The sequence below is a fragment of the Ruegeria arenilitoris genome (genome assembly GCF_013035315.1).
In the GTDB taxonomy this organism is placed as follows: domain Bacteria; phylum Pseudomonadota; class Alphaproteobacteria; order Rhodobacterales; family Rhodobacteraceae; genus Ruegeria; species Ruegeria arenilitoris_D.
In genome coordinates this window covers 34799-53478 of the sequence record NZ_WQHP01000008.1, presented here as the reverse complement: position 1 = coordinate 53478, position 18680 = coordinate 34799, and the positions used below count along the sequence as shown (strand labels likewise).

15 protein-coding genes are annotated in these 18680 nt (G+C 58.8%); 9 read left to right on the top strand and 6 right to left on the bottom strand.

The features are described 5' to 3' along the window. Nucleotides 1-31: 31 nt before the first annotated feature. From GOV53_RS16810 to GOV53_RS16795, 4 genes are all read left to right on the top strand, one after another. Nucleotides 32-2518: a penicillin-binding protein 1A gene (locus GOV53_RS16810; protein ID WP_170468516.1), complete on the top strand. Its 2487-nt coding sequence runs from the start codon at nucleotides 32-34 to the stop codon at nucleotides 2516-2518. Nucleotides 2519-2608: 90 nt separating this feature from the next. After that, a complete protein-coding gene (gene prfB, locus GOV53_RS16805) occupies nucleotides 2609-3736 on the top strand; it encodes a peptide chain release factor 2 (RefSeq protein WP_170427903.1) in 1128 nt (375 codons plus the stop codon). 181 nt (nucleotides 3737-3917) lie between these two features. Beyond that, entirely contained in the window at nucleotides 3918-5312 is a 1395-nt protein-coding gene (locus GOV53_RS16800) for an amidase (RefSeq protein ID WP_170468689.1), read from the top strand. A gap of 33 nt (nucleotides 5313-5345) precedes the next feature. Further along, the gene (locus tag GOV53_RS16795) at nucleotides 5346-6137 is read left to right on the top strand and encodes a DUF2189 domain-containing protein (RefSeq protein ID WP_170468514.1); all 792 of its coding nucleotides are present in this window, start codon (nucleotides 5346-5348) and stop codon (nucleotides 6135-6137) included. Here GOV53_RS16795 and GOV53_RS16790 read toward each other — a convergent pair. The 3 genes from GOV53_RS16790 to GOV53_RS16780 form a co-directional block, all read right to left on the bottom strand. Next, nucleotides 6134-6835 (bottom strand): helix-turn-helix domain-containing protein, encoded by a 702-nt coding sequence (locus GOV53_RS16790; protein ID WP_254439314.1) that lies wholly within the window; start codon nucleotides 6833-6835, stop codon nucleotides 6134-6136. The genes GOV53_RS16795 and GOV53_RS16790 overlap by 4 nt on opposite strands. 315 nt (nucleotides 6836-7150) lie before the next feature. Next, nucleotides 7151-7711, bottom strand: a complete 561-nt coding sequence (ilvN, locus tag GOV53_RS16785; protein ID WP_170468510.1) for an acetolactate synthase small subunit — start codon at nucleotides 7709-7711, stop codon at nucleotides 7151-7153. Nucleotides 7712-7778: 67 nt separating this feature from the next. Further along, on the bottom strand, nucleotides 7779-9530 hold the full coding sequence (locus tag GOV53_RS16780; RefSeq protein ID WP_170468507.1) for an acetolactate synthase 3 large subunit: 1752 nt from the start codon (nucleotides 9528-9530) through the stop codon (nucleotides 7779-7781). Nucleotides 9531-9957: 427 nt separating this feature from the next. Here GOV53_RS16780 and GOV53_RS16775 point away from each other — a divergent pair, with 427 nt between their 5' ends. Both GOV53_RS16775 and GOV53_RS16770 read left to right on the top strand, forming a co-directional pair. Then, complete coding sequence (locus tag GOV53_RS16775) at nucleotides 9958-10803, top strand: HalD/BesD family halogenase (protein ID WP_170468505.1); 846 nt, start codon at nucleotides 9958-9960, stop codon at nucleotides 10801-10803. Between the two features lie 48 nt (nucleotides 10804-10851). Continuing rightward, nucleotides 10852-11232 carry a bleomycin resistance protein gene (locus GOV53_RS16770; RefSeq protein WP_170468503.1) on the top strand — a complete coding sequence of 127 codons (381 nt, stop codon included), beginning with the start codon at nucleotides 10852-10854 and terminating at the stop codon, nucleotides 11230-11232. Between the two features lie 88 nt (nucleotides 11233-11320). On the opposite strand, the gene GOV53_RS16765 is transcribed toward GOV53_RS16770, so the two are convergent. Then, nucleotides 11321-11968, bottom strand: coding sequence for a response regulator transcription factor (locus GOV53_RS16765; protein WP_170468501.1), 648 nt, complete (start codon nucleotides 11966-11968; stop codon nucleotides 11321-11323). Beyond that, nucleotides 11965-13398, bottom strand: a complete 1434-nt coding sequence (locus GOV53_RS16760; protein ID WP_170468499.1) for a cache domain-containing protein — start codon at nucleotides 13396-13398, stop codon at nucleotides 11965-11967. Before GOV53_RS16760 ends, GOV53_RS16765 begins: the two co-directional genes overlap by 4 nt. A 249-nt stretch (nucleotides 13399-13647) precedes the next feature. On the opposite strand from GOV53_RS16760, the gene GOV53_RS16755 reads away from it, so the two are divergent. The 3 genes from GOV53_RS16755 (at nucleotide 13648) to GOV53_RS16745 (ending at nucleotide 18150) form a co-directional block, all read left to right on the top strand. Continuing rightward, the gene (locus tag GOV53_RS16755; RefSeq protein ID WP_170427861.1) at nucleotides 13648-14730 is read left to right on the top strand and encodes a TRAP transporter substrate-binding protein; all 1083 of its coding nucleotides are present in this window, start codon (nucleotides 13648-13650) and stop codon (nucleotides 14728-14730) included. A gap of 121 nt (nucleotides 14731-14851) precedes the next feature. Continuing rightward, entirely contained in the window at nucleotides 14852-15778 is a 927-nt protein-coding gene (locus GOV53_RS16750; RefSeq protein ID WP_170427858.1) for a TRAP transporter small permease subunit, read from the top strand. A 17-nt stretch (nucleotides 15779-15795) separates the two neighbouring features. Further along, nucleotides 15796-18150 (top strand): TRAP transporter large permease, encoded by a 2355-nt coding sequence (locus GOV53_RS16745; protein ID WP_170468497.1) that lies wholly within the window; start codon nucleotides 15796-15798, stop codon nucleotides 18148-18150. A gap of 136 nt (nucleotides 18151-18286) precedes the next feature. Here GOV53_RS16745 and GOV53_RS16740 read toward each other — a convergent pair whose 3' ends face one another. Continuing rightward, entirely contained in the window at nucleotides 18287-18676 is a 390-nt protein-coding gene (locus GOV53_RS16740) for a VOC family protein (RefSeq protein WP_170468495.1), read from the bottom strand. Nucleotides 18677-18680 lie beyond the last annotated feature (4 nt).

The window sequence follows — 18680 nt, the reverse complement described above, 5'->3', positions numbered from 1 at the left end:
ATAGGCGGCACCGCGAGCAAAAGGCAGTAACGTGATCCGTTTCATTCTATCGATTTTTGGGGCGATTTTCAGCCTCGTGACCTTGGGTATCTTCATGGCCGCGCTGGTCGTTGGCGCGATCTTCTGGATGTATGGGCGCGATCTGCCCAGCCATGAATCGCTGGCGCAATACAAGCCGCCGACCATCAGCCGGATTTATTCGGGCGAAGGTCAGCTGATCGACGAGTTCGCGCAGGAACGCCGCCTGTTCACGCCGTCCGAGGAAATCCCCGATCTGGTGAAGCAGGCCTTTATCTCGGCAGAAGACAAGAACTTCTACACCCATCAGGGCTATGATCCGCGCGGTATCATCGCCGCTGGTGTCGAGGCGGTGAAGTCAAAGGGTGAGAACGTTCGCGGTGCGTCGACCATCACGCAGCAGGTGATGAAGAACTTCTTGCTGTCCGGCGACCGCCGGGCCGAGCGCAAGATCAAGGAAATCATCCTCGCCACCCGGCTTGAGGACACCTTGGACAAGGAACAGATCCTCGAACTTTATATGAACGAGATCTTTCTAGGTCAGAACTCCTATGGTGTGACTGCCGCCGCGCAGACCTATTTCAACAAGACCCTGCAAGAGCTGGAGCCGCACGAGGCCGCGACGCTGGCCGCGATGCCCAAGGCACCTTCGGATTATCATCCGGTACGGCAAAAGGACCGTCTGCTGGCGCGCCGAAACTACGTGCTGCGTGAGATGAACCAGAACGGGTTCATCGATCAGGCGACATATGAAACCGAGGTCGAAATGCCGCTGCGCTCGGTCCAGAACGGTGATTTCGAAAGCTTCCGTACGGCCTTGCCGCCGCGCGATTACTTCACCGACGAAATCCGCCGTCAGCTGAGCGAAGACTTTGGTGAAGGTGAGTTCTTTACCGGCGGCTTTACCGTCCGTGCTTCGGTCGATGAAGAGATGCAGATTGAGGCCGCCAAAGCCCTGCGCACCGCTTTGCAGAAATACGACCGTTCGCGCGGCAAATGGCGCGGCACGGGCGAGGTCATTCCAGAGGACAAGCTGGCTGATGAAACCCAGTGGCGTGAGGCGCTGGCCATCATGGAAATCCCCCGTGACGTAGTACTGCCTACGCAGTGGTATCCGGCCGTTGTGCTGAACGTCGGTGAGCAGCAATTGACAGTGGGCATCGAAGACGGCCCAGCTGACGGCATCGTTCCGCGTTCCGACATCAAATGGATGCAGGGCGATTTCGCAGCGAACTTTAAACGCGGCGACGTCATTCTGGTCATGGCCGGGGAAGAGGGTCAGTGGTCCGCGCGTCAGGTGCCCGAAGTGCAGGGTGGCTTTGTCGCGATGGACGTGAACTCTGGCCGTGTTCTGGCGATGCAGGGCGGTTTCTCGTATCAGGATTCGGTCTTCAACCGCGCCACACAGGCGCAGCGGCAGCCGGGATCCAGTTTTAAGCCATTTGTTTATGCGGCCGCGCTGGATAGCGGCTACAGCCCCGCAACCATCGTTGTTGACGCCCCGATCGAGGTGAACACGCCGCAGGGTCTGTGGCGGCCCAAGAACTCGTCGAACAAGTTCTATGGTCCGACGCCGCTGCGTACCGGGATCGAACAGTCGCGGAACCTGATGACCATCCGTCTGGCGCAAGAGGTCACCATGCCTGTTGTAGCAGGCTATGCGGAACGCTTCGGTGTCTATGACCGCATGGGCGCGTTCCTGGCAAATTCGCTGGGGTCCGAAGAAACAACGCTGTACAAGATGGTCGCTGCCTACGCGATGTTTGCCAACGGTGGCGAACGAGTTGATCCCACTCTGGTCGACCGTATTCAGGACCGGTTTGGCAAGACGATCTATCGCCACGACGACCGCCAGTGTCTTGATTGTAACTCGGCCTGGATCGAACCGGATGAGTCACCCACGATTGAGACCAACCGTTCGCAGGTCATGGACGCGATCACCGCGTATCAGCTGACCTCGATGATGAAGGGTGTGGTAGATCGCGGTACGGCTTCGGCCCATATCAACTTGCCGGTTCCGACTGCGGGTAAGACCGGTACGACCAACGAATCCAAGGATGCGTGGTTCATTGGATTCACTTCGAACATCGTGGCTGGCTGTTACATCGGCTATGACCGTCCGCGTCCGATGGGGCGGGGGGCCTATGGCGGCACGATGTGTGGCCCAGTGTTCCAAAGCTTTATGGAGAAAGCCGTCGAGAAATACGGCGGTGGCCCGTTCGAAGTGCCGGAAGGTGGGCATTTCATTAAGATTGACCGCTTCAGCGGTGCGCGCCTGCCCGAAGATGCAACCGGCGACTATGTCGTGGCCGAGTACTTCCGTGACGGCGTCGACGGCTTTATCGACCGCGTCTACGATGGTGGCTTTGCGATGGGCTCTGACCTGCCGCTGTTTGAAGAGGCAAGCTCGGGTCGTCAGGTGACCACCTCTACCGGCAACACGGTCACCGTTGGACCCAATGCCAGCCAGGGCGATCTTTCAACCGGCGGTCTTTACTGACACCTGAACTGTTTCGAGGCTCCGCTGTCTTGTGGAGCCTTGAACCTCTTGCTATCACGCAGGCCTGATTGAGCAAGTTGGGACAAGACCATGCGCGCCGAAACCCAGAATACCGTGGCGGAAATCGAAAAGTCGCTGGAGCTGCTGGCGCAGCGCATGGACTATGAGACCGCCCCTCATCGTCTTGAGGAGTTCAACGCGCGTGTCGAGGACCCCAACCTTTGGGACAACCCGGAAAACGCGCAGAAACTGATGCGCGAGCGTCAGATGCTGGTCGACGCCATCGAGACCTATGAATCGATCAAGACCGACCTGAGCGACAATATCGAATTGATCGAACTGGGTGAGATGGAAGAGGACGAAGAGGTTGTCTCGGACGCCGAAGAAGCCATCAAGAAGCTGGGGGCCAAGGCCGCCAAGAAAGAACTTGAGGCGCTGCTGGATGGTGAGGCCGACGGCAATGACACCTTCCTCGAAATCAACTCGGGCGCCGGTGGTACGGAAAGCTGCGACTGGGCCTCGATGCTGGCACGGATGTATGTCCGCTGGGCCGAGAAAAAGGGATACACGGTCGAGCTGCAATCCGAGACCGCGGGCGAAGAGGCGGGGATCAAGTCTGCCGCCTACAAGATTTCCGGTCACAACGCCTATGGCTGGTTGAAGTCGGAAAGCGGTGTGCATCGGCTGGTTCGGATTTCGCCCTATGACTCGGCCGCCAAGCGGCACACCTCGTTCAGCTCGGTCTGGGTTTATCCGGTGGTGGATGACAACATTGAGATCGAGGTGAACCCAGCGGATATTCGTATCGATACCTACCGGTCTTCGGGTGCGGGTGGTCAGCACGTGAACACCACGGACTCGGCAGTGCGGATCACGCACATTCCGACCGGTATCGTCGTGACCAGTTCTGAGAAGTCGCAGCACCAGAACCGTGATATTGCCATGAAGGCCCTTAAATCGCGCCTGTACCAACAGGAACTGGACCGCCGAAACGCCGACATCAACGCGGCGCATGAGGCCAAGGGTGATGCCGGGTGGGGCAACCAGATCCGGTCCTACGTGTTGCAGCCGTATCAGATGGTCAAGGATCTGCGTACCAACCACGAGACCTCGGACACCAAGGGTGTACTGGACGGCGATCTCGACGGGTTCATGGCTGCTACGCTGGCGATGGATGTGGCCGGCAAAAGCCGGTCCGAGGCGCAAGGCGACAGCTAAAGGGGGCGCTGCCCCCGTCTCCGCAGGCGGAGACTCCCCCGAGGTATTTTTGGCCAGATGAAGCGGATCCTCGCGCTGCAGGGAGCTGCCAAAAGGTATATGTAAAACACGGGTTTAAATGCGGGATTGCCCCGGCTAGGCTGATTGCGACGGAATGACACGGGACGCAATGGGCCGAGGGATGGATCTGAGTCAAACAACAGCAACCGCCTTGTTGGCGGACCTTTCGACCCGGCGCCTTTCGGCCTCGGATCTGATGCGGGCGACTCTGGATCGGATCGCGGCAGTGAACGGGTCGTTGAACGCCATTGTTGCGTTGCGCGATGAGGCGGATTTGATGGCCGAGGCGCGGGCGCTGGATGATGGCCCGGTGACGGGTCCGCTGCATGGATTGCCGATTGCGGTCAAGGATCTGGTGAATGTCGCAGGCGTGGTCTCGTCGCAGGGATCGCCGGTGTTTCGGGATTTTGTTCCTCAAGCGGACGACCTGATCGCGGCGCGGATGCGGGCGGCGGGGGCCATTCTGATCGGCAAGACCAACACGCCGGAATTCGGGCTGGGCTCGCACACATTCAATCCGGTCTATGGTGCCACGCGCAACCCGTATGACCATGCGCGCACTTGCGGTGGGTCGTCGGGTGGTGCGGCGGTTGCATTGGCGACCGGAATGGTGGCGCTGGCGGATGGGTCCGACATGATGGGTAGCCTGCGCAATCCGGCGGCCTGGAACAATGTTTATGGGTTCCGTCCCAGCTGGGGACGGGTGCCGCCCGAACCCGCAGGCGATGTGTTTCTGCATCAACTGTCGACGCTTGGTCCGATGGCGCGCAGCCCTGAGGATCTGGGTGTATTGCTGGACGTGATCTCAGGCGCGGACCCAAGGCATCCTGCGGTCGTTTCTACCCCGCCGGTGTCACCAGTTCAGGCGGCGGATCTGACTGACGTGCGGATAGGTTGGCTGGGCGACTGGGGCGGGGCGTTCCCTTTTGAAGACGGTATTCTGGCGCAGTGCCAAGACGCCTTGTCTGTGTTTGCGCAGTTGGGCGCCCAGGTCGAGGCGGTCGCCCCACCATTCGACGCTGAGGAGATGTTCCAAAGCTGGTCGACGCTGCGATCCTGGAGCGTGGCAGCCAGCCTTGCGCCGTTGTCTGATCAAAAGGCGCAGTTGAAGGACACCGCCCAGTGGGAGCTGGACCGGGGGCAAGCCCTGACCGCGATGCAGGTGCATCAGGCGAGCGTCGTCCGGTCGGACTGGTTCCGGCGCGCTGCGACGCTGTTTGAAACATATGATGCGCTGATCCTGCCCTCAGCCCAGGTTTGGCCGTTTGAGGTGCAGGTGCCGTTCCCGAATGAAATCGCCGGAACGCCGATGGATACCTATCACCGCTGGATGCAGGTCGTTGTCCCGGTCAGCGTGATCGGGCTGCCCTGCCTGTCGGTCCCCGCCGGGTTCGGAGCCGACGGCTTACCGATGGGGATGCAGGTCTTTGGACCGCGCGGGGCTGATGGACGTATTTTATCGATCGGGGCCGCGTATCACGCCGCGACGGGGTGGCCGCAGAAACGACCGGCTTGAGAGGAGGCCGGAAAACGGGAGGACAGACAGAAGATGGAGAAACCCTTTGGGGTCCCCGAGATGGGGCCAGCAACGACACAGATGCTGCGCGAGGCGCTGCGCCGGGCATGGGCCGACTTTCGACGCGCCCCGGTGTTTGGCCTGCTGTTTGGCGGGTTCTATGTGCTGGCGGGCTGGGCCATGGCTTGGGTGACGGTGCAGACGCAGACGTCGTACTGGCTCGTGCTGGCAACCATCGGATTTCCGCTGTTGGGGCCGTTTGCGGCTGTGGGGCTCTACGAGGTATCACACCGGTTAGAGCAGGGGGAGCCGCTTGATTTCGGGTCAATTTTTGGGGTGGTTGTGCAGCAGAGTCGCCGTCAGTTGCCCTCGATCTGCGCGATCATTGTCGTGATCTTCCTGTTCTGGTTCTTCCTGGGGCACATGATTTTTGCGCTGTTCATGGGGCTGTCGACGATGACCAACGTGTCAACCTCGCTTGAAGTGTTTCTGACACCGAATGGTTTGACGATGCTGGCCGTCGGAAGCGTTGTTGGGGCTCTTTTCGCCATTCTCTTGTTCATGATTACCGTGCTGTCGATCCCAATGCTGCTGGATCGGGAACTGGATTTCGTGACCGCCATGATCGCCAGTTTCAGCTATGTTCAGTCAAACCCCAAGGTAATGTTGGGGTGGGGGCTTTTCGTGGCCGTTCTGACATTTGTGGCGATGATACCGTGGTTTCTGGGTCTGCTGATCGTGCTGCCTTTGTTGGGGCACGCCAGTTGGCACCTTTATCGTCAGATCACGATGGCCGGGGCAGAACAAAACGACAAGGCAGCCTAGGCCGCGCTTTGTTCAAAGCGCTTGGCGGCCCGTGCGGCGGGCAAGGCGGCCTTGGGTTCGGTGCCCAGGTAATTCAGCGTGAGCCTGCGCATGGTGGTCGCCTGGGCATTGGTTTTGGACAGGCAGATCGCAACCCCGCGCCACCGTTCGGCGTTTTCGTGTGTGCCCCGCGTCACAAGGTAGATACGGCTGTTCTGCGCGGCTCGGCTGGACATCAGGATGTAGATTTGCTGTCCCGCACAGGCCGCAATCCCCTGAACCTCGCGTCGAGACGGATGCGCCTGTTCCGCGCCGTTGCCGGGCTCATAGCTGCGCACCAGAGTGCATTGCGGCAAACGCCGGGCATGGATCAGCCGGTGCCGTGTCGAGGGCGCGCCGTCCAGCCCCGTTTCCGTGACATAGTAGAACCCTGCCGGTAGGAGATTCTCGGTCAGCGTCGATGGGCCAGAGCCCAGAAATTCGGTTAGGGCAGACGCAGCCGGGTGGATCGGGGGAAGCTCAATCTCTTCCAGAGGTCGCAGCAGAATGCGCGCGTCGACCTCGAAGAAGCGGCACATGCGATCCAGAACATCGGGGCGCGGAAAGCTTTCGCCTGACAGGTATCGGTTGAATTGGGTTCTGTTGATACCCAGCTGGCGGCACAGTTCGGACACGGAAGAGTACTGCCGCGACAACTGCCGAAGATTTGCACCAAACATCCTGCGCAATTCATCAGGACTACGGGTAGAATTGATCATTTCTGTCCCAGGTTCCAGAGTATCGTTCACAAGCGCGACGCAGCTGACCTTTTCGGTCGTTCATGCGTTTCAAATCGTACTGATGACCCTAGCGGACGCATCCCAACGCCACGCTACGCTCTAAAGCTAACGTAGGGGAGGGTAAACGCAATAGGCTTTAAACTCTTTTGTATGATCTTTAGGAGTTTTTATGCTCACTCGCCACAGTGGTTTCTGTAACCGAGCAGTCGCAGAAGGATGCCTCGCCCTTGAAATAGAGGCGAGGCAGTTGTTTTCTTAGTCGCCTCGCAACAGGGCAGCGACGCCCGTGCGCGCAACCTCGACCAAACCCAAGGGGCGCATCAGATCGGCAAAGGCGTCGATCTTGTCGGGGGCACCGGTGATCTCGAAGATGAATGAGTTCAACGTGCTGTCGACAACACTGGCGCGGAAGATATCGGCCAGCCGCAGAGCTTCAACGCGCTTGTCGCCTTCACCGACAACCTTGATGATGGCCAGTTCGCGCTCGACCGAGGGGCCTTCGACGGTCAGGTCGTGGACCTCGTGAACGGTCACGATCCGGCCCAACTGCGCCTTAATCTGTTCGATTACCTGCGGCGTGCCGGTGGTGACGATGGTGATACGGCTGAGGTGACCAGTGTGATCCACTTCGGCGACGGTCAAGCTCTCGATGTTGTAACCACGGCCCGAGAACAACCCAATCACGCGAGCTAGAACACCCGGCTCGTTTTCGACCAGAACCGCAATCGTGTGCTGCTCCTGCACGTCCGAGAAGGTGGGGCGTAGGTTATAGGCGGAATGGCGCGTCGCGCCTTTTTTGATATGTAGGGCAGACATTTATGTCCCTTTCATCATCCTGAGATGGTCGGGCACCTCAGCGCCCGACAACATTCGACGAATTTTGTTAAACCAGAACCGAGCCTTTGGAATCGATCACGCCCTGTGTTTCGGCCTCACCCAGCAGCATTTCGTTATGCGCCTTGCCCGAGGGGATCATGGGGAAGCAGTTCTCGTGCTTTTCAACCAGACAGTCAAAGATCACCGGGCCGTCATAGTTGATCATCTCCATGATCGCGTCATCCAGATCGGCCGGATCAGAGCAGATGATGCCCTTCGCGCCAAAGGCCTCGGCAAGTTTGACGAAATCGGGCAGGGCTTCGGACCAACTGTGCGAGTACCGCTCGCCGTGCAGCAATTCCTGCCACTGGCGGACCATACCCAGGCGTTCATTGTTCAGGATGAACTGTTTCACCGGCAGACGGTACTGAACGGCGGTGCCCATTTCCTGCATGTTCATAAGCCACGACGCTTCACCGGCCACGTTGATGACCAGCGCATCCGGGTGCGCCATTTGCACGCCGATGGACGCCGGGAAGCCGTAGCCCATGGTGCCCAAACCGCCCGAGGTCATCCAGCGGTTTGGATCTTCGAACCCGAGATACTGCGCCGCCCACATCTGGTGCTGACCGACCTCGGTTGTCACATAGCGGTCGTGATTTTTGGTCAGTTCTTCAAGGCGTTGCAGCGCATATTGCGGCTTGATCGACTTTTCGCTGTTGGTGAACGCCAGGCAATTGACCTTGCGCCAGTCGTTGATCTGCGCCTGCCATTCTGCAACCGCTGGCGCGTTGGTCTTGCGACCGCGCGCTTTCCAGACCTTCAGGATGTCTTCAAGAACATGGGCCACGTCGCCAACAATCGGGATGTCAACGCGGATCACCTTGTTGATCGAAGACGGATCAATGTCGATGTGTGCTTTTTTGGAGTTCGGCGAGAACGCGTCGATCCGGCCAGTGATCCGGTCATCAAACCGCGCGCCGATGTTGATCATCAGATCACAGTCATGCATCGCCAGATTGGCCTCGTAGAGACCATGCATCCCCAGCATACCCAGCCAATTCTTGCCGGACGCCGGATAAGCACCCAGCCCCATCAGGGTCGAGGTGATCGGGAAGCCGGTCGAATCCACCAACTCGCGCAGCAACTGACTGGCCGCCGGGCCAGAGTTGATGACGCCGCCGCCGGTATAGAAAACCGGCTTATTAGCGGTTTCGATTGCCGCAACCAGTTCGGTGATCTCTTCCAGGTCGCCTTTTACAACCGGCTGATAGTGCGACGTCGACGGCTTGGGCGCGTTATATTCGCCCGAGGCAAACTGAACATCCTTGGGGATATCGATCAGCACCGGACCGGGGCGGCCCGATGTGGCGACGTGAAAGGCCTCATGCATGGTCTCTGCCAGCGAGTCCGTGTCCTTCACTAGCCAGTTGTGCTTGGTGCAGGGGCGGGTGATGCCAACGGTGTCGGCTTCTTGGAAGGCGTCCGAACCGATCATGAAGGTCGGAACCTGGCCGGTCAGAACAACGATCGGGATCGAGTCCAAAAGCGCGTCTGTCAGGCCGGTTACCGCGTTGGTCGCGCCGGGACCGGATGTCACCAAGGCAACGCCGGGTTTGCCGGTCGAGCGTGCATACCCTTCGGCCGCGTGAACCGCGCCTTGTTCGTGCCGCACCAGAATGTGGCGAATGTCGTTTTGCAGAAAAATCTCATCATAGATCGGTAGCACAGCGCCGCCGGGGTATCCGAATACCGTGTCCACGCCCTGATCCTTGAGGGCCTGAACCACCATCTTTGCGCCGGTCATCTCACGTGTCATCTGCTTTGCTCCGTTCGCGACATGTGTGTCTTGCGTTTTGCCAAAAAAAAGCCCCCGAGATTTTTCGGAGGCGCATGGGTTCGATTATGGTTTACCGTTACCGGCCCATGCGCGTGTTTCCTACGATTACGACTAGCGTTCTCATCGCCAGAGGCTCCTTCTTTGCGTGGTGGGGACATTATGACCGGCGGAAAGGGGCGTCAACAGGCAATTGCACCAATTTTCTAACCCGAGGGGTGAATTTTGCGACATTTTATTGCGCAGATTGACGCATGTGGGGAACAAATGGGAAATACAGCCCTTTCTCGCTGCTGATTGCCGCTACCGGGGCGGTCAAAAAGCGGCATGGCGATGTCCGAAACAAGCATGATGCAGGCATCCGACTGCGGCAGGCTGAACTTGACCGAACAGGTGAGGGAGGCCGAGGATGATCCACGATCTGGTTGATCTGGGACAGTATCCAATCGATTGCCCGGGCTCGCGTGCGTACGATCAGTTGATCGCTGATCTGCGTCGAGAGCTGGAGAAGGACGGCTGTGCGGTCCTGCCCGGATTTGTTCATGCCGACGGTCTGACCCAGCTTTTGGCCGAGGCGGACGCGGTGGCGGGGCACGCGCACCGATCGTTCAACCGGACCAATGCCTATTTCACGCAGGACGATCCCGAATTGGATCGGAACCACCCAGTGCGACGGTTCTTTGACAGGTCGAACGCCTTTGTTCCGGCAGACAACTTTCCGAAGTCCGGTCCACTGCGGCGGATCTATGAATTCGAGGGGTTCTTACCGTTTATTCGCGCTGCATTGAACGAACCGGAAGACCGCTTCTTTCGTTATGATGACCCGCTGGCGGATGTGATAATCAACATGGTTGAAGATGGGCAGGGCTTTCCCTGGCACTTTGACACCAACAATTACACCGTGACGCTGGCCATCCAGAATGGCGAAGAGGGCGGGGCCTTTGAATACGTCCCGAACCTGCGCAGTAGCGAGGATGAGAATTTTGACAAGGTCGCCTCGGTGCTCGATGGAAACCGGGCGCGGGTTCGGACGTTAGAGTTGCAACCGGGAGATTTGCAGATCTTCAAGGGTCGCTATTCTTTGCACCGCGTTGCCCCGGTCAAAGGCGCGCGCCGACGGTATGTGGGTATCTTCTCTTTTGTCGAGGCGGAAGGGATGTGTGGCGGGGTCGAGCGGACAAAGCAACTCTATGGGCGGGTTTTGCCGCACCACCATGCCCGCGCGGGTCTGCGCAAGGATCAGTTGTTGGATTGAACTGTTTCGGAGTAGGACTGAAGTCACGGTTCGACATCGGAGGGTCATATGCCGGAACTTCTGCAACTCACCCCGTTTGTCTTGTGTTCGTCATTGCAGAAACAGATTGATTTCTATTGCGATCGGTTGGGGTTTACCTGCGGATTCAGGCAGGACAATTACGCCTTTCTGAAACGCGGAAAGGTTGCCATCCGTTTGCTGGAATGCCCGCCGCGCGAAGATGGGCGCCCCCTGGGGGCCGACCAGTCGTTCTACATTGACGTGGACGGGATTGATGACCTTTTCGACACCATGAAAGCGGGGCTGGCCGACTTGCCGGAAGGACGCGTGCGCCCGCCTTTTGATCAGCCCTACATGCAGCGCGAGTTCCATGTGTTGGACGAAGACGGGACGCTGGTGTTTTTTGGCGAGGACATCCGGCCCAGATAACAGGGCCTCCCGCCCATCGTCGACGCGCCTGCGGCGCACCTCCTCTGGTTGGACAGGGCAGCGCGTGCCGCGCTGCGGTTGCGCGAGGTCAGAAGCCGGGGCTTGTGCCCTGCAATACGCCATGTTCCAGTGCATAGCGGGTCAGGCCGGCGGTGGAGGAAATACCGAGCTTGCGCTTTATGTTCTTGCGGTGGGTTTCCACAGTCCGGACAGAGATATCCAGCGCTGCGGCGACCTCTTTGTTGGATTTGCCCTGCGCCAGTTCCAGCAGGATTGTCTGTTCGCGCCCAGTCAGCGCCTCGCGGGCGCTGTCGCCTTTGGGCTGCAGTGATCCGCTGGCTCCGGTGCATAGGTATTGCTCTCCGCGCATCACGGCGTCGATGGCCTGTTTTATCTCGTCCGTGGGGACGTCCTTGAGCACATATCCCTTTGCCCCGTGGCTTAGCGCGGTCGAGATGTATTCCGGGCTGTCATGCATGGACAGGATCAGAATGCGTGTCTGGGGCAGGCGTTCTAGAATGATCTCGGTGGCACTGAGCCCCCCGAGACCGGGCATGTTCAGATCCATCAGGATCACATCAGGCATCAACTCGGTTGCCTGATCGACGGCCTCTTGCCCGCTGCCTAGGGTTCCGACCACCGAGATCTCATCATAACTCTCAAGGATCGACTGGATCCCTTCGGCAACCATCGGATGGTCGTCTACGATAAGTACCCGGATCGTCTGATCGCTCATGTACCGGCCTTTCGGTTCAGAGTTGCGTCTTCCTGTGGTGGCAGCAAGTGGCTGAGGGGCAGGCTGACCTCGATCACTGTGCCGCTGCGTGGGGCGCGTGATGACAGAATGCGCAACGATCCGTCAAGTTGTTCGATGCGTTCCTGCATGTTGCGCAGGCCAATCCCGGGGTTTGCGGGATCAGGTGTCGGGCGCAAGCCGCGACCATTGTCGGTGATCCGCATCGTCGCGCCCTTCTTATGGCCGCGCAGGTCGATTGTAACACGGGTCGCGCCGGAGTGACGTTCAATATTGGTCAAAGCCTCTTGAGCAATACGGTAGAGGGCGATCTTGCTGTCCTGATCCAACCGGTTGCGGAATACGACGGTTGAAAACTCGGTCTCGATTCCGGTGCGTTCGCAGAAATCGTCGGTCAGGGCCTTTAGGGCAGGGCCGAGGCCCAGATCGTCCAGCACGCCGGGTCGCAGATCGCGGCTGATGCGGCGCACCTCGGTGATAGCGGTGCCAAGCGTATCGATCCCTTTATCCAGCGGCGCACGCGCGCCCTCATCATCTCCGCGCGACAGGCGACGTCGCGCATTGTCGAGGGTATAGCGCACCCCGACCAGAATCTGGCTGATCCCGTCGTGAAGCTCGCGGGCCACGCGGCCACGCTCTTCTTCCTGCGCGTCGAAAACGCGCTGCGTCAGTTCCTTGAGCTTGGCGTCTGCCAAACGCCGTTCGCGGACGTTCAGCAACATGCCGGAGGTAAAAACCACCAGCACCGCCGCCAGAACAATCCCGCCGATGTAAGAGAATGTTCGTTGCACGCGTGCCTCAACCTCGGCCCGTGCGGTGGCGACTGTGGCGACGATGTCGTCTATGAACACTCCGGTTCCGACGACCCAGCGCCAGTCCTGCAGGCCGACCACATAGGCGATCATCTGTGCCTCTTCACCGGTCGAGGGCTTTTGCCACATGAAACTGTGCCACCCGGCACCCTGACGGGCGAGGCTGATGAATTCATCCACGACAGGGGTGCCGTCGCTGTCGGTCAGACCCTCCCAGTTGCGGTTGATAAATTCGGTCTGACGCGGGCTGACGAGGTTGTTGCCGTCGTAGTCATAAACGAAAAAGAAGCCGTCCTTGCCGTAGATCATCGCCGACAAGATTTGCGTCACAAGGTTCTGGGCGATTTCGTCATCTGGCGACGCACGCCCATAGATGTAGGCAAATCCGTTGCGCGCCTGGGTGACGTAGTTCTTCAGCTCTTCCTTCTTGGCCTCGATCAGACGACGTTCCAGCGCCTGGATTTCGCGTTCGGCCGTAGCTCGGGACTCCTGCGCGACAAAAAACGCAATCGCGGCCACGGCCACAACCAGCGGAATCGCGGCGACAAGCGACAGTTTCTGCCCATAGGTCAGCGAGATCAGATTACGGAATCCCCTCATAGCCGAATCGATACGCAAGCGGGCGGGAAAATGCAAAATTTTTGGGTGAACCGGCGTGGATTCAGGGCGGAAGGCGCAGTTTTTCTTTGACTTTGCTGCTGTTTGACTGGCCGAAACGCCAAAAAACGCGGTCGCCTACGTAGTAGTAGGTATTCACATTCACATCTCTGTCATTAGGCTGACGCGCACTGAAAACGACTGCGCCCGGCATTCGCCCGGGCTTTGAATATGTAGGGGAGGAACACTCATATGGATCGTCGTTCATTTTTGAAAACATCTGCTCTGGGCGGCTCGGCAGCTGCGGCCACCACGCTGGCGGCACCGGCCTATGCGCAGGGCAAGCGCACGCTGACCATGGTTACATCTTGGGGTCGCGGCCTGGCAGGTGTTTTCGACAGCGCGCAGCGTTGTGCCGACAGCATCACCACCATGTCGGACGGCAACCTGACCGTTGACATCAAGGCTGCCGGTGAACTGGTTGGCGCGTTCGAAGTCTTTGACGCGGTCTCGTCGGGTCAGGCCGACATGTACCACGCGGCAGACTACTACTTCGTTGGTCAGCACCCGGGCTATGCCTTCTTCACCGCTGTTCCGTTCGGCATGACCGCGCAGGAACTGGTGAACTGGTACTACCACGACGGCGGCATGGAGCTGCATGACGAGCTGGGTCAGATCTTTGGCCTGAAGTCGTTCCTGGCCGGTAACACCGGTGCGCAGGCAGGTGGCTGGTACTCGAAAGAGATCAACGGCCCCGAAGACTTCCAGGGTCTGAAATTCCGTATGCCGGGCCTAGGCGGTCAGGCACTGGGTAAACTGGGCGCATCCGTTCAGAACATCCCGGGTTCGGAAGTGTATCAGGCGCTGTCCTCGGGTGCGATCGACGGCACCGAGTGGATCGGCCCTTGGGCGGACGAAAAGGCCGGTTTCCAGGAAATCACCAAGACCTACTACACCGCGGGCTTCCACGAGCCGGGCGCAGGTCTGTCGCTGGCGACCAACCGCGAAGTCTTTGAAAGCCTGACACCTGCTCAGCAGAAGATCATCGAGATCGCCGCAGCCGAAGCGCACCAGTGGAACCTGGCGCAATTCCTGGCCAACAACGGTGCAGCCCTGCAGCGCCTGCAGTCGGGTGGCGTCAAGGTCATGGAATTCCCGGACAGTGTCTGGGATGCCTTTGGTCAGGCCAGCCAGGAAGTTCTGGACGAAAACATGGGCGACGAGCTGTTCAAGAAAATCCACGACAGCGCAATGTCGTCGATGGCCGCGTCGTCGGCATGGAACAACCTGTCGTCGGGTGTCTACACCTCGCAGCGTGACCGCGTTCGCGGGTAAACGTTTTCCAAACGTTCAAATGGTTTCCCCGTCAAGGCGGGGAAACCTTTCGCTGTTGCGTATGCGCGGATCCATCAAACCGCTATAATCAGCAGTGCAACTGATACGACCTGGGGACAACATGCAGGACGAAAACGGTATCTCGTTCTTCGGCGCCCTGTGGAATGGACTTGTCTGGTTCATTCAGAACATTGCCGAAGCCTTCTATAATTTCGGGTATGCGATCACGCATCCGCAGCTCTGGCTGAACTGGTCGGACAAAGAAGCCATCATGCGCTTTGTCTACTATGGTGGCTCGGTCGAGTTCTTCTTTGTGGTCTTCGCCATCTTTTTGGTTGTGACGGCTATCGGGCTCTACCACCGGAACTTCATGTGGGGTGTCGTGCGTGGCCTCGAAGGCTTTGCCAACACCACAGGTCGGTTCTTTGCCTGGGCCGGTCTTTTGATGGTGATCCAGCAGATCGTCATCGTGTTCATGCAGCGCGTCTTTACTCGCCCCGATATGTCCTTTGGATTGGGCATCCCGTTTCAGATGGACATCAGCTGGTTCGCAGAAGAGCTAAAGCTGTACAACGCCATGGTCGTCTGCCTTTGCTGTACCTACACATTCGTACAGGGTGGGCATGTGCGCGTTGACCTGATCTATGCAGGCATCAGCCACCGGGCCAAGCGCGTGGTCGATATGCTGGGGGCGTTGTTGTTCATGATGCCAATGGCGGTGCTGACATGGATGTATGGTTGGTACTTCATGTGGCGTCACCTGATCGTGCCGAAACCCTCGGCCAGTGACACGCTGGATCGTCTGGTTATGAAGTCCCGCGCCCTGCGCTGGAACGTCGAAACCATCGGGTTCAGCCCCAACGGATTCAACGCCTACTTCCTGTTCAAGATCTTGCTGGTGGCCTTTGCGGGCATGGTGTTCCTGCATGCCATCGCGTTCTTGTACCGCTCGTACCTTGAATATGTCGAAGGGCCGGACAGCGTTGGAAAATACCTCGACAAGGATAGCCTTGGCGAAGGTGAAGAAGCCTACGAAGGCGCACATTAGGGACGGGGACCCAGACTATGTTATTCGGACTTGATGGCGTCGAGATAGGCCTCATTATCGTATTCTTCTGCCTTTTCGGAGGTATCCTTTCCGGGTTTCCGGTGGCCTTTGCCATCGGCGGGGCAGGGATTATCTCCTTTGGGATCATCGCGGCGCTGGATAGCGCCGGGTTACTGATCCATCAGGCGATTGATACCAGTTCTCAAGCGTATAGGGATCTGGTGAATTCCGGGGTCAAACCCGATACGGTGTCGGTGTTCCGCTTCCCCGATTTGCCAAGGATAGCCGAGCCGGTCTTTGTGCAAGGCTGGGAAACCGCGCTGGACCGCAACGTTTCGTTCATCGTGAACCGTATGAACGAGCGTGTTCTGGCCGGACAATCCATCGAAACCCTGTTGGCGGTTCTGATGTTCGTTCTGATGGGCATCACGCTCGAGCGGTCCAAGATCGCCAACGACCTGCTGACCACAATGGCGCGCGTCTTCGGCCCGTTGCCGGGCGGTTTGGCCGTGTCGATCGTGGTTGTGGGCGCATTCCTGGCGGCCTCGACCGGTATCGTGGGTGCGACGGTTGTGACCATGGGTCTGCTGGCGCTTCCAACCATGCTGCGAAACAACTATTCGCCCGAACTGGCGACAGGGGTGATCGCGGCCTCGGGCACGTTGGGGCAGATCATTCCGCCGTCGATCGTGATCGTTCTGTTGGGTACGCTGGCTGGGGATCTGTATTCCACCGCTCAGGAAACCCGCGCGGTTGAGGCGGGCTGTACTGACGCGCTGACCTATCTGGGCGAGCCTGCGGTGGTTTCTGTCGGGACTTTGTTCCAGGCCGCTTTGCTGCCGGGCATCATGCTTGCCTTGCTCTATGCACTATATGCATTTGGCTACGCCTTGCTGAACCCGGAGAAAGCCCCGGCGGTCGAGCTGTCAGGTGGCAGCGGTGAGCCGATCACCCGCAGCGAGGGTCTAACCTGGTTGCTGGGTGCGCCGGTCGCTCTGATCGTTGGCGCAGTTATGCTGGGCAGTGCAGGGGTCATCGGCAGCCAGAACATCAACGTCTCGGCATTCTCAGATATTGGTGAGGGCGCATCGCTGCGCACCAACGTGTCCGAGGAATGCAAGGTCTCGATGATCGAACTGCACGGGCAATCCGCCTGGGATCAGGCTGTTGCCGAGCAAGAGGCGATTGACGCGGCAGGCGGTGTCGCCAATGCCGAGCGCCTGAGCGAAGAGGAACTGGCTGCAGCACGCGACGCCAAAATCGCGAATGCCGCTCCGATCGGGAACGGGGTCGCGGTTTTGGTTGTTTTGCTGGGCCTGACCTTGGTCATGGGCCGTGGCATCGCACCGTCCAGACCGACGCAGCCGCTGATCGTGGGGGCCATTGGTCTGCTTTTGATGTTGCTCGTCGACGTACTGCTCATCGCGCCGACAACGTCTTCGGGTTTGACCTTTGTCCTGCTGGCGGTGCCGTTTGCCCTGGCAATGTACGGCTGCAAAGAGGCCGCGGCGCGATGTGCCACGAACGATCTGATCCGGGTGGTGTTCCCACCGCTGGTTCTGATCATCGCGGTACTGGGCTCGATCCTGGGTGGGGTCACCAACCCGACACCGGCGGCCGCGCTGGGCGCGGGTGGCGCGATTATGCTGGCGGCCTATCGCAAGCTGCAAGACCAGGGGCGTTCGGGCAAAGTGATCATCTGGGCGACCTTCGCCGTGATCATCGCGTTGTTGATGGGCGTCAACTTTGACCTGCGTATCAATCAGGGCAGCGTCAGTTTTGAGACCTGGGTTGCCTTCATTGTCGCTTATGGTGCCTATTTGTTCGCCTTGTTCGGGCTGATTTATGGGTGTTGGGTCCTGTTCTCCAGTGGCGTTCTGACGCCGGTGGTGCGTGAGACGGCCAAGGTGACCTCGATGGTGTTTACCATCCTGATCGGGTCGCAGCTGTTGAACCTGGTTGTGATCTCGTTTGGCGGTGAGCACTATATCCAGCAATTCCTGCGCAGTTTTGACAACGAGTTCACGGTCTTCCTGATCGTGATGCTGGTCCTGTTCATTCTGGGCTTTGTGCTGGATTTCCTCGAGATCATCTACATCGTGATCCCCATTGTGGGACCGGTGATCTATGGCGGGTCGTTCGATCCGAAATGGGTAACGATCATGGTGGCGGTGAACCTGCAGACATCGTTCCTGACGCCTCCGTTCGGGTTTGCGTTGTTCTATCTCAGGGGCGTTGCGCCCAAAGAGGTGACAACGGGTCATATCTACCGAGGGATCATTCCTTTTGTGATCATCCAAGTGGTTGGGATTGCGATCCTGTGGTTCTTCCCGACGATTGTCACCATCGTTCCGGATTTGATCCCGAACTGATCTTGGTTCAGTTATCAAAATGAAAAGGGGGTCTTCGGGCCCCCTTTGCTTTGGTAGTAGGATAAAGGGGCGCTGCCCCTTCTTGGCCTGTGGCCAATTCATCCCCGAGGTATTTTTTGGCCAGATGAAGTGCGGATCAGGCGAATTGGATCAGGTCCCAGCGATTGCCGAACGGGTCGCGCCAAACGGCGACTGTGCCATAAGGTTCGTGACGCGGGTCTTCTTCGAAATGGACGCCGGCGGCTGTCATTGCGCTGAAGTCGCGGTCGAAATCGTCGGTTTGCAGGAAAAAGCCTACGCGGCCGCCGGTTTGGTTTCCGATGGCAGCAGATTGTTCGGGGCCGTCGGCTTTGGCCAGCAAAAGCGAGGCATCGCCCGAACCCGGAGGTGCGACCCGGACCCAGCGTTTGCCGTCGCCAAGATCGACGTCCTGCAGTAGGGTGAAGCTGAGCGTTTTGGTGTAAAACGCGATCGCATCATCGTAGTCCGGCACCACGAGGGTGACGGCAAACAAGTTCTGGTTCATGAAA